At 39.2% G+C, this 16603-nt stretch carries 12 protein-coding genes, 1 rRNA gene and 1 riboswitch; of the genes, 8 read left to right on the top strand and 5 right to left on the bottom strand.

Annotated elements, in window-relative coordinates; genetic code table 11:
• Positions 1-147: 147 nt before the first annotated feature.
• From ACE198_RS27305 to ebgA, 4 genes are all read left to right on the top strand, one after another.
• Positions 148-978, top strand: coding sequence for a carbohydrate ABC transporter permease (locus ACE198_RS27305; protein ID WP_375377727.1), 831 nt, complete (start codon positions 148-150; stop codon positions 976-978).
• 113 nt (positions 979-1091) lie between these two features.
• Positions 1092-2393 (top strand): MFS transporter, encoded by a 1302-nt coding sequence (locus tag ACE198_RS27310; RefSeq protein ID WP_375377728.1) that lies wholly within the window; start codon positions 1092-1094, stop codon positions 2391-2393.
• Positions 2394-2408: 15 nt separating this feature from the next.
• Positions 2409-4115: an amylo-alpha-1,6-glucosidase gene (locus tag ACE198_RS27315; protein WP_375377729.1), complete on the top strand. Its 1707-nt coding sequence runs from the start codon at positions 2409-2411 to the stop codon at positions 4113-4115.
• A gap of 65 nt (positions 4116-4180) precedes the next feature.
• Positions 4181-7234 carry a beta-galactosidase subunit alpha gene (ebgA, locus tag ACE198_RS27320; protein WP_375377730.1) on the top strand — a complete coding sequence of 1018 codons (3054 nt, stop codon included), beginning with the start codon at positions 4181-4183 and terminating at the stop codon, positions 7232-7234.
• 66 nt (positions 7235-7300) lie between these two features.
• Here ebgA and ACE198_RS27325 read toward each other — a convergent pair whose 3' ends face one another.
• From ACE198_RS27325 to ACE198_RS27335, 3 genes are all read right to left on the bottom strand, one after another.
• A complete protein-coding gene (locus ACE198_RS27325) occupies positions 7301-8131 on the bottom strand; it encodes a metal-dependent hydrolase (RefSeq protein ID WP_375377731.1) in 831 nt (276 codons plus the stop codon).
• A 78-nt stretch (positions 8132-8209) separates the two neighbouring features.
• Positions 8210-9358, bottom strand: coding sequence for a glycosyltransferase family 4 protein (locus ACE198_RS27330; RefSeq protein ID WP_375377732.1), 1149 nt, complete (start codon positions 9356-9358; stop codon positions 8210-8212).
• 23 nt (positions 9359-9381) lie between these two features.
• Positions 9382-9918 carry a phosphatase PAP2 family protein gene (locus ACE198_RS27335; protein WP_375377737.1) on the bottom strand — a complete coding sequence of 179 codons (537 nt, stop codon included), beginning with the start codon at positions 9916-9918 and terminating at the stop codon, positions 9382-9384.
• Between the two features lie 286 nt (positions 9919-10204).
• On the opposite strand from ACE198_RS27335, the gene ACE198_RS27340 reads away from it, so the two are divergent.
• From ACE198_RS27340 to add, 3 genes are all read left to right on the top strand, one after another.
• Positions 10205-11389: an ABC transporter substrate-binding protein gene (locus ACE198_RS27340; RefSeq protein WP_375377733.1), complete on the top strand. Its 1185-nt coding sequence runs from the start codon at positions 10205-10207 to the stop codon at positions 11387-11389.
• 232 nt (positions 11390-11621) lie between these two features.
• Positions 11622-12512, top strand: coding sequence for an acyl-ACP desaturase (locus ACE198_RS27345; RefSeq protein ID WP_098570956.1), 891 nt, complete (start codon positions 11622-11624; stop codon positions 12510-12512).
• 90 nt (positions 12513-12602) lie between these two features.
• Positions 12603-12703, top strand: a riboswitch (purine riboswitch).
• A 60-nt stretch (positions 12704-12763) separates the two neighbouring features.
• A complete protein-coding gene (gene add, locus ACE198_RS27350; RefSeq protein ID WP_375377734.1) occupies positions 12764-13762 on the top strand; it encodes an adenosine deaminase in 999 nt (332 codons plus the stop codon).
• A 242-nt stretch (positions 13763-14004) separates the two neighbouring features.
• On the opposite strand, the gene ACE198_RS27355 is transcribed toward add, so the two are convergent.
• Both ACE198_RS27355 and ACE198_RS27360 read right to left on the bottom strand, forming a co-directional pair.
• Positions 14005-14817 (bottom strand): Cof-type HAD-IIB family hydrolase, encoded by an 813-nt coding sequence (locus tag ACE198_RS27355; RefSeq protein WP_375377735.1) that lies wholly within the window; start codon positions 14815-14817, stop codon positions 14005-14007.
• A 198-nt stretch (positions 14818-15015) separates the two neighbouring features.
• Positions 15016-15981, bottom strand: a complete 966-nt coding sequence (locus ACE198_RS27360) for a LacI family DNA-binding transcriptional regulator (protein ID WP_375377736.1) — start codon at positions 15979-15981, stop codon at positions 15016-15018.
• Between the two features lie 509 nt (positions 15982-16490).
• Between ACE198_RS27360 and ACE198_RS27365 the strand changes: the two genes are divergently transcribed.
• Positions 16491-16603 (top strand): 16S ribosomal RNA (locus ACE198_RS27365); the annotation flags it as partial.

Genomic DNA, 16603 nt, shown 5'->3' on the forward strand with positions numbered 1-16603 from the left:
TTAGGTGTTCGGTGTGGTAACCTCACTTTTAACCTAATTTCACGGGGGTGGCAAGTTTTTTGCATTTAAATCCCTTTAAATCAAGGATTATTAACTTTTTTAATATAAAAGTTTTGACAATACGTTATCAATACGAGGGGTTTTATTATGAAAATAAAAAGAAGGGTTGAAAAAACCTTTATATACGGTCTTTTAATCTTTTTCTCGCTGTTATTTCTGGCGCCATTATTCTGGATGGTGACGACTTCGTTAAAATCACCAGAAGAGCTCTATCTGTTCCCGCCGAAGTGGATTCCTTCCAGCCTTCACTTTGAGAATTTTAAGGAAGCGTGGGTTTCTCAGCCATTTACACAATTTCTAACAAATTCACTCACGGTGACAATTTTAGCAACACTTGGTCAAATGGTTTCGTCTGCACTCGTTGCTTATGGGTTTGCAAGGTTTACCTTTAAGGGAAGAGATTTCTTATTTATGGTGCTCCTTGCCACGATGATGATTCCGTGGGAAGTGACAATGATTCCTTTATATATGGAATTTAATTTCCTTGGCTGGATCAATACATTAAAACCGTTGATTGTTCCCGCTTGGTTCGGTGCTCCATTCTATATCTTTTTGATGCGCCAGTTTATCATGGGCATACCAAAAGAGTTGGATGAAGCAGCGAGGATAGATGGTGCAAACTCGTTCCAAATTTTTTATAAAATTTATCTTCCACTGATGAAGCCAGTTTTAATCCTAGTTGGAGTGTTTAGCATGCTGAACTGCTGGAATGATTACTTAGGGCCACTCGTGTTTCTAAATGACCAGAGCAAATATACTTTGACTCTTGGTCTTGCACAGTTCAAAGGAATGTTTGGTGTAGATATGGAGGGAATCATGGCGATAACCTTCTTAATCAGCATCCCGCCGCTTGTTCTTTTCTTCGCTGCACAGCGCTACATTGTCGAGGATGTTTCTAAGTCAGGGGTAAAGGGATAATGAGTTAAAACAAGGACTAATTAGAAGGGAGTTATCCCTTCTGATTGGTTAGGTTTATTAATGGGATATGACTATTCCAATAACTTTTGGGTGAATGAAAGGTTGAACGCTCTATGATACAGTCGTTACGATTTCTTACATTACCGTCTGGTGTGAAACGTTTTTTAGCCACAGAGTCTCTGTACGGGCTGAGCATTGGAATGTTTACCTTAATTTTGAATCTGCATTTAATTGAAATGGGTATGACAGAAAAGCAAATAGGACTCATCACCTCAATGGGTATTTTAGTAATGGGAATCCTTGCAATACCTGTGAGCATCTTGGCTAAAAAAACTGGTCGGAAAAAGCTGCTGGTTACAGGGATTACAAGTATTGCCATTGGATGCAGCATTTTTGCTTTTGCAGAAGGCTTTGCATTCTTTTTTTGTGCCCAATTTGTGGTTTCCATGGGTCTAACGCTTGTAGAAACAACGGAAATACAATTGTTATTCCATTATAGCCGGACAAAAAGGGAAGAAACCCAGGCTTATAGCTTTTTATTTGCAGTGTTTACTGCTTTTCTGGGAGCGGGAACGCTAATTGGCGGCTTTTTGCCACATTGGATTGAGCTTTCGGAGAGAGGCTACCAAAATACATTAGTAGCTACATCCATATTGTTTCTATTATTAGCCTTTGCAAGGGGAAGTTTGCTGCCAACTGAGCAACGAAGGAAAACGGTTGGGCGGGAAGATCAAGATTATCAGCGGATGATAAAAGGTCCTGAACCGAAAACATTGATTCAGACTAAAAGTAAGCCTACGAGGGATTTAAAGCAAAAGTTATTGTTCTTTGCTGTTTTCGCACTAATTACTGGTGGTGCAGTTTCCTGCCTGCAGCCTTACTTGAATTTATTTATAAAGTTTCGTTTCGATTTCTCGAATGAGTCTGTTTCGCTGCTGCTGGCTTTAAATGGTCTGGCGCTGTTTATCGGTTCTGTTTTTTCACCAGCACTGATCGACCGTTTCGGGGTGAGAAAGACATTTCTTTATATTTACATGGTGAATATCATTCTTTGCTTTCTGTTATTTTTAAACATCAATCCTTATATCTTTTCCACGCTTCTATTAGTAAGAGGCGGGGTATTTACGATGCTGACCAATCTGGCTGACAGCTTATCCATGTCATCATTTAAGGATGAGGAAAGGGATTTGTATGCAGGAATGAGAGCCGTATTTCGAAGCGTTGGTTCGGCGTTAGCCGCATTTTTTGTCGGTATTATCCTAGCTGGAAAAAACTATACCCTTCCATTTATTTTGGCGGGCCTGCTTCTCCTTCTCGGCTATGCATACTTTACTTATTTAATCAGACCGAAATTCTTCGAAACGGATCAAGAGTTCCGGGTAAATACGAATGATCGGATAACAAATGAATGTTGAAAGTGAGTGGATCTAATGTTTGATATAAAAAAAATCCCATTCAGCCGGTATGGTTCTTTTATAACCATTTCACCAAATCATCATGAGGATGGGGATAGTCCGCTTTACCTCCGCAATATCCGAAATGGGGACAATGAGTTTGGAGAAGTGTTCCGGATTGATATTACGTTTGAGGGAATCCCAGTTCCTTATAAAGCTGTCCTACTTCCAAGTATGCTCCGGCTCGAAAGTTCAGCAGGTTTTGCAGAATTTTGTATAACGGAATCCCGTGTTTTACAAATTAGAAGTCATGGAGTTGGTGTAAGACTGACGGGTATTACTGGTGCTTATGATTATGCAGTTGCGGTGGAAGAGGATCGCTGGGAAGTTAACCATTCTCGTCAGGAAATGCGATACATGCTTACATCAATAAAGGGACGCCTCGTAGTGGACGCACCTTTCAGAGAGCAGCGCTGTGAAAAAATTATTGTCGATTTTCTTCCGAATTCGGACATGGAGGAAATGGAAGGTGTAATTGAGGAGTTTACGACCACTTACAAAAACCGCACCTATTCCTCTTTTACGAAAGGGCATCAAAAAGTTGCAAAGGAATATGAGACCTGGTTAGCAAATACCCTTGAGATTCCGGAAAAGTATGCAAAAGGAAAAGAGATAGCCTCCTATATTACATGGTCCTGTGTGGTTCCGGCTGAAGGAATGCTGACTAGGCCGGCGATGTATATGTCGAAGAACTGGATGACAAACATTTGGAGTTGGGATCACTGCTTTAATGCCCTAGCATTAGCAAAAAATAACCCTGAGCTCGCCTGGGACCAGTTTATGATCTTTTTCGATTTGCAGGATGAATCAGGGATGCTGCCAGACTTTGTCAATAATAGGTCTGCGTTATGGAATTTTACCAAACCGCCCATCCATGGCTGGACTCTAAGGCGCATGTGGGAACAAAACGGTTTTGTTACAGAGGATAAGCTTCTGGAAGTCTATCAGCCGCTGGAAAAATGGACGAAGTGGTGGATGACGTTCCAGGATAGCGACCAAGATGGGATTCCACAATATAATCATGGAAATGACAGTGGCTGGGATAATAGCACAATTTTCCATAAAGGAACACCAGTTGAAAGTCCTGACCTTTCTTCTTTTCTAATCATTCAAATGGAGGTCCTGTCGGAGATTGCCTGTAAGATGGGGAAATTTGATGAAGCTAGAAAATGGCTGGATGAATCTCAGGCATTGTTAAGTAGGATGATTGACCACTTTTGGGACGGGCAAGGCTTTGTCGCAAAACGGTCAGGTACACATGAAGTAATTGAATCTAACAGTCTAGTTTTATATGTCCCTCTGATTCTCGGAAATAGGCTTCCGCCTAAAATTCTAAATAGGCTGGTAGAAGAGCTAACGAACAAGGGATTTTTAACAAAATATGGACTAGCAACCGAGATGCCGGACAGTCCGTTGTACAGGGAAGATGGATATTGGCGGGGACCAATCTGGGCACCAACCACCATGCTGCTCACGGATGGGTTGTTATCTTCCGGCAAAAAGGAGGCAGCTCTTGATGTGGCAGAGAAATTCTGTGCAATGGCAACGAAATCAGGGATGGCGGAAAACTTTGATGCACTAACTGGGACAGGACTTCGTGACCCGGCATTTACTTGGACTTCGAGCGTATTCCTTCTACTTGGTCACCTTCTTGCTGCGGAGAGCGTGTTAAGGGATAGGTAAGATACTTGAATCTTTACGTTACCTCCGAATGGGAATAAAAACTTGAACGATTGAGGGGTTAAATGATGAAAAAATTAAAAAGATGGGAAGACATCCATACGGATGGTATAAACCGCTTGAGTGCCCGTGCTCACTTTAACAGCTATCCTTCTCTTGATGCGGCTGAAACGGATGATGCGGTCAATAGCCACTACTATCAAAAACTAAACGGTATATGGAAATTTACTTTTCTAGAAGCCCCTGAATATTGGCCAGATGGCTTTTATGGCGAGGATTTAGATACAAAAGATTGGGATGAAATTGCTGTGCCCGGCAACTGGCAAATGCAAGGATACGGGAAGATGCATTATTCTGATCTGTGGTACAATTTTCCGATTATTCCACCGCGTGTCCCTACAGAAAACCCAACAGGCATTTATCGACGAGAATTTGAGTTTGATCGAAATATAGAAGGAGAACAATTAATCCTTCGTTTTAATGGGGTTGATTCTGCCTTCGAATTTTATATCAATGGAGAATTTGCTGGTTATAGTAAAGGTGCTCGGATTCAATCAGAATTTGATATTACGAAATTGTGCAGACAGGGTACAAACAGCTTGACTGTCCGTGTATTTCAATGGTCAGATGGGACGTATTTAGAAGACCAGGATATGTGGTGGCTAAGCGGAATTTTCCGTGATGTTGAACTATATACCCGACCAGTTTCTGGACTATATGACTTTACCGTTACCACAGAGTTTGATAAGGAGTGGAAGGACGCGACCCTCACCGTTTCAGTTGTGCTGACGCAGCAACGCAACCAAAATATTACTTATCAATTAATGGATCCAGATGGTAAGCATGTTTTTATCGAGGAAAAAAGAGCTGACGAACCTTTTAGCATCGATATAGTATCCCCCTTGAAATGGAGTGCGGAGGAGCCCAATTTATACCACCTTTATATGACAGTGAAGGAAAATGATGAAATCATAGAGGTTATCCATCAGCAAGTAGGATTCCGCTCCATTGTCATGAAGGATGACACATTCCTCGTAAATGGTGTAGCAATTAAGTTCAAAGGTGTAAATCGTCATGACTACAACCCTAGGACTGGTCGAGTTGTTACGAAAGAGGAAATAGAGCGCGATATTAAGACAATGAAACAATTTAATATTAACGCCATCCGAACGGCACATTATCCAAATGCTCATTACCTTTATGATCTTTGTGATCAATACGGGATGTACGTGATTGATGAAACGGATTTAGAATGTCATGGGTTTGAATTGACAGGGAAGTATGATTGGATCAGTAATGATCCAGCATGGGAAACTGCGTATGTTTCAAGGCTGGAACGGATGATTGAACGAGATAAAAACCACCCTTGTATTATCATATGGTCGCTTGGAAATGAATCTGCTTTTGGTCATAATTTCCGAGCCATGGCTATGCGTGCAAAGGAAATGGACCCGACTCGCCTTGTTCATTACGAAGGAGATTCTGCAGCAGAGGTGACCGATGTATACAGCACGATGTATACATGGCTCGAACATAAGGAAAGACGAACGATGGATCAGGTGATTGAAAGGTCCAAAAAACCACATATTCTCTGTGAATATGCCCATGCCATGGGAAATGGACCTGGAAATTTAAAAGAATATCAGGACTTATTTTATAAATATGATAAGCTCCAAGGTGGATTTGTTTGGGAGTGGTTTGATCATGGAATTGAAACGGTGGCAGAAGATGGTACGGTTTATTACCAGTATGGCGGCGATTTTGGTGATGACCCGACGAATGGAAACTTCTGTATCGATGGGTTAATCATGCCGGATGGTACACCGTCCCCAAGTCTACATGAGTATAAAAAAGCGATTGAACCTGTTCAAACAGAATGGATTGATAGAGAGAAGGGCATTTTCCGGCTTATTAATCGATATGACTTTTTATCATTAGATCATTTGAATTTAACATGTTCGTTATTTGAAGATGACCGATTGATTGAAGCCTTTGATATAGAGCTTCCAAAGATGGTGGGACGGGAAACTGCAGAGATTCAGCTGACAGCTGGTCAGGATATTGAAAAAGTAAGCGGAGCCAATTATTATTTGGTATTTTCATATAAACTAAATCAGGATACATCTTGGGCAGCGAAAGGACATGAATTAGCGAACGCTTCTTTTGTGCTCTCTGGCAGGTCAAAACTGCCTAAAGCGCATGGTGATGGCGAACTCCAGGTTAAAAAAGAGGGGGCGTTCCTAAACGTAAGTGGTAATGATTTTACCATTACCTTCGATTGTGTCAAAGGAACACTAAAACAAGTAACTCGGAATGGGAAAATACAGATTGAAAAGGGCCCGCAGTTTAACTTCTGGCGTGCACCAATTGACAATGATATGTACTTGCTTAATGATTATCGAGGAAAATATTTCATGCATCTCGGCCATGAAATCGTTGAAGAGATCCACTACGAATTGAAAGACGGCGTATTTGAATGGCATGCAGATGCATTGTATGGTACAACAAACAGTTCTTGGTATTATGACCTAAAGTATCGATATAAGATCTATCCGGATGGAGACATTCTTTGCCACATTGTTGGAAATGCTTCCAGTATGAAAGATAATGCTCCGGATATGGTGCCACGCCTTGGTCTGCACCTGCAGTTAAATAACGATTTTAATAAAACGCAATGGCGCGGAAGAGGTCCTGGAGAGAGTTATCCAGATTCAAAACAAGCGAATCCCCTTGGTGTTTACAGTAAAACGGTTGATGAGCTGTTTACTAATTATGTGAAGCCTCAAGAAAATGGCAATCGTTCCGACTGTGACTGGGTCAGCTTTACCAATCATGATGCAAACGGTCTTATTTTTATCGCGAATGAAACCTTTAACTTTAGCGCATCCCACTATGAAGTTAGCGATCTAGAAAAGGCCAAGCATACTATCGATTTAAAGCCCAGGGACTATGTCGTCTTAAATATTGACTACAAACAAAATGGCCTCGGCAGCAATTCGTGCGGACAGGATCAACTAGAAAAATATCGTTGTAAATTCGAAGACTTTACCCTCACATTCCGGATATCTTCCTTCAACGCTGAAAAAAATACAGCGGTAGAGCTAGGAAGACAACAATGCTAAGGGTTTCATTTTAATGGTAGTACCGTTATCACAAAAAAGAAGGCCCCCTCTCGAACGGGGCCTTCCTCATGAGAATTCCTTATCCACTAATACTTCAGACCAAAGACTCTGATCGAAAACTTTTTCCTCTCCATATGCCAGTGTAATCACGGTTGTTTTTGAATAATCCTTTAATAGTTCTTTTAATTCCTTATCTTTATCAATCATAAAGTCTACAACTGGAAAAGCCTTTAACAATTGAGTTAATGATTCAGGAGAGGCTGCTGTTTCATTTGTTGGAAAGGTATGACTAGGAATCACATATTTAACTTTCAGTAGTTTTTTAACAGCGTATGCTGCTTCTCTCGGCCCCATTGTAAAATGGCCAGATGAGGAGAGGATTGCAATGTCAGGCTCATACACATCTTGAATTAACTTCATATCGTACATCAATGCCGTATCGCCTGAATGGTAAACCGTATAATCATCCTTAAAATCAAAAATATAACCTGCCGCCTCACCGGCATAGACGGGAGGACCTTGGGTTTCTCCATAGGAAGAGGTATGTTTTGCCTGGACCATCGTGACAGTTACATCTTCAAAGGAAACGGAAACTCCCAGATTAATAGGAAGCACATTCTTCATTCCTTGCTTCAGAAGGATAAGTGCTAACTCATATTGGGCCACAATCATAACGTCGGGTTTGTGCTCAACCAACTTCGTAAGTCCGCTAGTATGATCGAAATGGCCGTGGGTTAGAAATACACAATCAATGGATTGGTAGAAATCAGCCGTATCTAAATGCGGTGGAAAGCCGGGATTTAAATCAAAAAAAGGATCAATGAGATACTTTTTTTCTGTTTTACTTTTTAAAACATACATGGCATGCCCAAGCCGTGATATTTTCAGCAGAAACACCTCCAAAACTCTAAATTAGCACATCTTAATCCATTTTATTTTTTTACGTTGGTAATAAGAACTTGGTATGAGATTTTCTCATGAGATAAATTCCTGTCGATTTTGTTCATCGATAACATTTGTGTAATGCCAAATAAGATCTTCAAAAATCTGATCCCATCTCTGTGTCAATGCATATTCCCTTCCTGCGCTTCCCATTTGTTCACGTAGTCCGTCATTCCTCAAAAGCTTAATAATCGCATCGCTAAATTCCAGTGCATTACCAGGTCTACATAAATACCCCGTAACTCCGGCTTTAATGATATTCTTAACACCCCCAGCTTTCGCACCTATAACAGGTGTTCCACTAGCAAGGGACTCTAAAACAACATTTCCAAATGTCTCTGTGGGTGAAGGGAAAACGAATAAATCAGATGCTGAATAGACTTCTGCCAAGCATCTCCCAGTTAAGAATCCAGTAAAGGTCATATTTCCTGCAGCTTGTGCTTCCAATTCCTTTCGTAATGGACCGTCCCCAACAATTAACCAATGTATTTTCTCTTTTATTTCAGCTGGGAGTGATTTAGCGATAGTTAATAGTGTCCTTATATCCTTTTCAGGGGCTAATCTGCCTACATATGTAAGCAGATATCTTTCTTCTATAGAGTAAAGGTTACGAACTGCATTTTTATCATAATGAGGGTGAAAAAGCTGGCAATCTACGCCTCTTGGCCAAATTTCTAAATTTGAAAATCCATGGTGCTTTAATTGTAGGTGGGTTTCAAGTGAGGGAACGAAGAGTTTTTTACAGGTTTGATGAAACCAGTGCATGTAATTCCAATGAATCTTTGAAAGAAAATGAAGGTGATAATGGTGTAAATAATCTTCAAAATTGGTGTGATAGGAACCGACAAGCGGTATGTTTAATTTCTTTGCAAAATAAACACCACAAAGGCCGATATTAAAAGGAGTGGCAACATGAATTAGATCTGGAGAGAAAGCTTTTAATTCCGATTGAATATGAAGAAGGTTTGGAAAAGCCAAGCGGCATTCTGGGTATAAGAAAACAGATAGGCTTTTAAAAAGATGGATATTAGTAGAATGATATTCATTGGAATATGAGCGAGGTGCAAAAATCTTAAAGGCAATGCCTTCTTGGGCCTCTAAATAATTAGTTAACCGTTTAAGTGTCCTGGCAACCCCGTTGATATCAGGATGAAAGGTATCTGTGAAAATGGCAATTTTCATAAAATCCCTCCTTATCGTAATCCTCATAACCACAATAAACAGAAGCAAAGGCTCCCCGTAAGTGAACCGAGTATCCCCCCAGCAATTACATCAGAAGGATAGTGAAGGCCTAAGTAAATTCTGGATATGCCCACAAAAAGCCCTAAAGGGATCAAGATAAAGGAAAGGTGAGGTATGAATAAGACATATGGAATGATAACGGAAAAAATGGCAGTGGTATGTCCCGATGGGAAAGAATGATCTTGTAATGGATTTTCAGGGACCTTTGTTTTTTCTATGATTAAATAGGGTCTTTTTCGGGAAAACAGCAGTTTTACAAAGTGTACAGGTATGTGACTTGCGGATAAAGCAAGTGCACTGGCTATGGCAATCAACCTAGCCTCCCGCGGCGAAAACATGATGAGAAGTAAAGTTGCAGCAATCGTAAATCTTGCCCCACCAAGGTGCGTCACCATGCGGAAAAAAAGATTTAATACACTTTTATCAAAATGACGATTCACCTGCTGAAATAATCGGCATTCGAATAATTTTCCAGGAAAAAAATGTTTTTGTAATGAAATTAGGGAGGGATTCTCTTTTCTTTTTTAATATAATTCTTTCAATAATTAGATGGCTCTTTTAAATAGATATATCATAGAATCAGTATTGTAAGCGTTACCATATAATCTGATAAGTCGTAAGTTTCAGAAATATTTAAATAAATAGAATAATATACTAGACGAAAGAGATTAATTGTACTAAAATAATATTTAATAAATCACCTAGACAATCCAATCGTTGTTCATGTTAGATAATCTATCAATCTACGATGTGATTTGTCAGAAAAAATAGAAAAAAGGGGTCCTTATGATGAAAAAGAATTGGGCAAAAATGTTTATGGCCTCCACTTTATTGGCGGGAGTGCTTGCAGGGTGTTCTGGAGCAAAAGAAAGTTCAAATTCAGGCGGCGATAGTAAAACCATTAAAGTTGGTGTAAACCTAGAGTTATCCGGTGGGGTTGCTTCTTACGGGGAGTCACTTGAAAACGGAATTGATATTGCAGTTGATGAAATCAACAAAAAGGGCGGAGTAAAGGGCAAAAAGATCGAGCTTGTTAAAGTAGATAACAAGTCAGAGGCTGCTGAAGCTACAAACGGTGCGATTAAGTTAACCAGTCAAGACAAAGTAACAGCGATTATTGGTGCAGCAACAAGCGGTAACACCGTAGCACAGGCACAAATCGCAAATGATACGAAAACAATCCTATTAACTCCATCAGGAACAAGCCCGAACGTAACTGTAGCGGATAATGGAAAATTAAACGAATATGTTTTCCGTACATCATTTATTGATCCATTCCAAGGAATTGTAGCTGCTAATTTTGCTTCAAAGGAATTGAAATTAAATAATGCGGCAATCTTTGCAGATAGTGCCAGTGATTATGCTAAAGGTTTAGCAGCGTCATTTAAAGAAACTTACGAAAAGGCAGGCGGCAAGGTTGTTGCTGAGGAAGCTTATGTTGCAAAAGATACAGACTTCCGTGCTACATTAACTCGTATTAAGGCTAAAAATCCACAATTTATCTTTATTCCTGGATACTATGAAGAAGTTGGATTAATTGTAAAGCAAGCTCGTGAATTAGGAATCACTGTTCCGTTAATGGGTGCAGATGGCTGGGATTCACCGAAGTTAGTAGAGTTAGCTGGAGCTGACGCTTTAAATAATACATTTATCACAAACCATTACACATCTGGAGATCCAGATGAAACAATCCAAAAGTTTGTAACGACATATAAAGAAAAGTTCAATGGAGAATCTCCTAATGCATTTAATGCACTTGGCTATGATACTGTCTATCTATTAGCTGATGCGATCGAGCGTGCGGGTGGTACAGATACAACTAAGATTAAAGAAGCATTAGAGAAAACAAAAGATTTATCTAGGATTACTGGTACGATTACGATTGATAAAGACCACAATCCAGTTAAATCAGCAACTGTCCTAGAATATAAAGATGGTAAACAAGTATTTAACACAAAAGTAAATCCGTAAGACCAAAAAGTGAAATGGAAGGACGATCCCTTCTGTTTCACTTTTTTTATTTATTGGTTAGATTCAGAATAGTTGTGATACAATTATTTTAGTATTAGGTACTAATATCAGGTGTTGATTAATAAACGGCCAAATAATTCGCGAATTTTTAAAAGGGCATAAATGGACCATTTTCGCCTTTTAAGAATGTTTGTACGGGAACTAACGAATTTTACAACAACGGAGGATTATGATGTTAACAAATGATTTAGACTTTCGATTGGAGCCTAAACTTATAGATTTATATGAAGAACATAAAAAGCGATCTGAAAAAATAGATTGGGGTTATCATGACTACTTACCGTGGGATAAGGCAATGGATTTCAGGCGTGTTCCCTGGGATGAAAGTCAGGTCACACTGCCCGCGTCGATTATAACGGCGGTTGAAACCGCCCTTTTAACCGAAGTAAACTTGCCATGGTTTACTTCGCATCTAGATCAAACATTTAAGGGTTCATTATCGGTTATAAAAGATTTTGTCCATACTTGGACAGCAGAGGAAGACCAGCATTCAAACCTGATTGAAACGTATTTATTAATTACTCGTAATGTAGACCCGAAGCGGCTCCACCACTTGCACAAACAAACCGTTGAGAATGGCTGGAACCCTGATTATCACACGCCGTTTGAAACCATGGTATATACCTCGTTACAAGAACTGGCAACGATGGTTTTTTACTATAACGTTGCGAAAGTAGCTGGTTCACATGATAAAGATTTAGCTAGTCTGCTCCGCCGTCTTGCAAAAGATGAAACGTTGCATTATGCCTTTTATCGAGATGTGATTAAATTTCATCTCCAATTGGAACCTAATTACTGTTATCATTTAGGACATGTTATTAAGAACTTTCAAATGCCTGGTACAGTAATGCCTGATTTCGAAGATCGCATGGCGATTATTGCAAAAGAGGCAAACTACGGTCCATTGGAATATTTCGATCAAGTTCTAGATGTGATTGTTGATTATTGGGAGCTGGAAAAATTAAGACCGATTGCACCAGAAGCCGAAAAAGCTAGACTGGACATTTTAAAATACCACGCCCGGTTGAAAAAAGTACGAGATCGTTTTTATAAAAATAAATAAGGTACGTCCGAATGAAGAGGAAAATATATCCGGTTCAATCGGAGGTATAAAGGGTTGACAATAAAAATAGAATTTATTATTCTTTAGCAATAGTAATTTAATAAATACTTTCGTATAACTCCAATGATATGGTTTGGAGGTCTCTACCAGGAACCTATAAATTCCTGATTACGAAGAAGATACATGAATTTGTATTTTCTTCGTAATCAGGAATTTTTTTTATTTTCATTAAAATTAGGAGGTAATTATCGATGAATTTTGCAACTTTACCTAAAATAGAACTTCACTGCCATTTAGATGGGAGTCTTAGACCGGAAACCATCCTTGATATTGCAAAGAAAGATGGAATCAGTCTGCCTTCGATGAATAGGGACGATATTCTAAAAGAACTCATTGCGCCATTAGAATGCGAATCCCTTGATGAATATTTAGAGAAATTTTCTATACCAAATTTAGTTATGCAGTCAGAGGAAAATCTTAGAAGAATCACCTTTGAACTTTTTGAGGATGCGGCCCGCGAAAATGTGAAATACATGGAGGTAAGATTTGCTCCATTACTTCATACAGCAGGGGGATTAGACGTTGAAGAAATCATCCAAGCGGTCTTAACTGGAATAAAGGAGGCAGAAAAGCAATATGAGATAAAGGGGAACTTGATTCTTTCCTGCATGAGGACAATGTCTGCTTCCCGTGCTTTTGAGGTTGTAGAGAAGGGAAGAAGATTCCTAGGCGAAGGGGTAGTTGCCATTGATTTATGTGCATCGGAAGAGGAAGGGTTTTGTGGGAAATTCGTAGAACCGATTGCCTTAGCTAGAGAATATGGTTATCGAGTAACCATCCATGCAGGTGAAACGGGCGTAGGGAAAAACGTATTAGAGGCAGTTGAACTTTTGGGAGCAGAGAGAATTGGCCATGGTGTATTTATAAAGGACTGTGGTGAGGCATATAACATCGTGAAAGAAAAGCAAGTTGTGCTCGAAATGTGTCCAACAAGTAATGTGCAAACAAAAGCGGTAAACCAGTTTAGCGATCATCCCATTTATCAATTTCATAAAGATGGAGTCAAGGTAACTGTTAATACAGACAACCGAACTGTTTCAGATACTACCATGGCAAATGAATGTGACATCGTATTTAAACAATTTAATATAAGCGAAAATGACTATAAGCAAATTTACCTTACTAGTGTGGAAGCAAGCTTTGCCGACTACGAAACAAAAGAAATGCTGAAGAAGTATATAACTGGATGAAAAGAAGAATGAAGGGTGTCAGGCACCATGTTCACATGGTGCCTGACACCCTTTTTGTCTTTTTTAAGTAAACTTGAAGATTGTGATGCTAGATAGGGTTCCTAGAGATGATTTTACTTCTTATAAAATCAATCGCAAAGGAGATAATAGAATGAAAATTTTATTAGTAGGGGACGATTTGCGTCTGACAGACGTTGATTAAATGAAGGTCTAACATTTTAAGAACCATCCTTCTTCAATGGTTATATTGCTTCGTTTACATATTCCGCGGCTGCGTCTTTTTCTAAAAGGCCGACCTGGATGAGACCATTGAGAATCCCATGTTTAGAAGATGTTGTGGTAATTAGATCGGCTGCGGCCTTTGCTTCAGGAACCCCATTGCCCATAGCGATCCCCGTACCAATCATGGATAACATCTCCGAATCATTTAAACCGTCGCCGAATGCAAAACAGTTCTCGTGATTGATATCTACGAATTCAAGCAGTTTGCGAATACCAACCGCTTTTGAGGCCCCCTTTGGCAGGAAATCATAAGCATAATCATGCCACTTGACGAAGTCTAAATCAGGAAAATGGTCGTCGTATTGATATTTGTCCTCGTGGTTGCAGTAAAGATGTCCCTGAAATATTGGCCGATTTATATAAAATGAATCGTCAACTATAGGATAAGGCATCATTAATGAATCGAAACTCGATTCAATAAAGGGATGGTTTTCTTTGCTGACTTTAAAATCATCGTGGCTGCAGTAGGCAAGGGCATGGCCTTTGTTTGCTGTCAAAGTGGAAATCGACTGAAGCAGCTCAGGGTTAATTGGATTGGCATAAATTTCTTGTCCTTCATATACAACATATTGTCCGTTCATGGAAATGAAAGAACTAATATTCAATTCTTTTTGAATCCAAGAAAACATCTTCGGAACACGACCAGTGGCAATTACCGTGTGCACTCCTTTTTCCTGAAGTAAACGAACGGCTTTTTTTGTGGAATCAGGAATCACTTTATCCTCGTTAAGTAATGTACCGTCAATATCAAAAAACACCATAGGTTGTTTCATTTTCTATCCCTCCATTTAATCACAACAGGTCGTTACGCTCAGAAAATACTGATAACGCCGACCTAATGTTGTGAGTTCTTGCAAAAACAGAATAGTTTATGAAACGCGTTTCAGGTCAAGGGGATTGAAAAAATAATTTCTATTTTTTTTAATTAGGTACGGAGAGTGAAGAAGATAGAAACAATCAATTCGCGAGAATCAAACGGTATTCCGTTCAATTAATGTTACGGGGATTTCGTCTTGGGAAATCTCCTCATATTTGTGGATTCCTTGTAAAAATAGTTTCCTGCCCATCTCCTCAAGTGGAATTTCAATCGTTGTGATACTCATCGTTTTTGCGATAGGTTGATTGTTGAACCCGATAAGTGCAAGATTATCTGGTATAGTAACACCTAGATTTTGTGCACAGGTAACAATCCCAGCTGCAACATCATCGCTTGTCACCAATAAGGCTGTTGGTGGATGGGGCATCTTTCTAATCTGCTCCACTACCTTTTCTCCATCCTCGAATTGGAGACAATCCTCAAAAATATAGGAAGGATTATAGGATAAACGATTGGTTTCTAAAAAATCCTTATACGCTAATTCTCTGTTTTTACTATTAGTACCTGATTTACGCCCAATGCAATAACCAATTTTTTCGTGACCTTTTTGATAGAGGTAATCTAATGCAAATAGGAAACTTTTATTGTGATCCACAAATGTGGAGGATACTTTTTTTCCTCTGGTATCCTCGCATAAAATGATTGGTCCAAAAGGCAAATACGTTTCAATTTGGCTCCATGTGGATATTCTCGAGCAAATAATTAACGCATCAATCTGCTTTTGTTTTAACGTTTGTAATGCATCTAATTCTCGGCTTTCCACGTAGTTAGTCTGAAATATAACCAAATTGTAATTGTGCTTTAACGCTTCGTTTGCGATTCCTTTCATTAATAGGGCAAAGTAAAGGTGATCGATAAAAGGAACTACCACACCTACAAGAAAAGTCTTGCCCGTACTTAAATGGACGGCATTAATATTTTGTTGGTAATTACTACGCCTAATCGCCTCTAAAACGGCATTCCTTTTTTCGTCACTTACATAAGGATGATTATTCAACACTCGAGAAACAGTGGTTACAGAAACGCCTGCCATCTTTGCCAAATCTTTAATATTTGTCATTCCATTACCTTCCTAAGCGGTGCCTGACACCATGTAAACTGCATGGCGATCCCGCGTTTTCTGTTCAATTTATAATGTTATATTATAACCGAAGTGTATTAAAGAATCAGCGGTGCACTAGAGCTGAGTCAATGGTTTAATGATGGAATAGTTATCTTATAAAAGAAAATAATATATTTTGTAGAATAATAGTTGACTTTAAAGATACATGATAGTAATATAGTAAATCTGATGAGGGAACAGTATATGAAACTTAGATGTTTCTTAGAAATATAATCCTTCACCAGTTGACAAAAGTTAATGTGGTTGATATGATAGATCTCGCTGATTCAGAAAAAATATTATTTAAAAATAATGTTTGACTTTCTGGTGATGAGATGATAAACTATAAACCTGTCACAAAATAGTTCTTTGAAAACTAAACAAAGCAGAAACGTCAACAAAATTTTATTAGTGAATCTTTCAAAAAAAGTGAAGCTAAGCCAACGTAACAATTGAGCTAATCAACTTTCTTGGAGAGTTTGATCCTGGCTCAGGACGAACGCTGGCGGCGTGCCTAATACATGCAAGTCGAGCGAGACTCTTCGGAGTCTAGCGGCGGACGGGTGAGTAACACGTGGGC

The organism is Neobacillus sp. KR4-4, assembly GCF_042136325.1.
Lineage (GTDB): Bacteria > Bacillota > Bacilli > Bacillales > Cytobacillaceae > Neobacillus.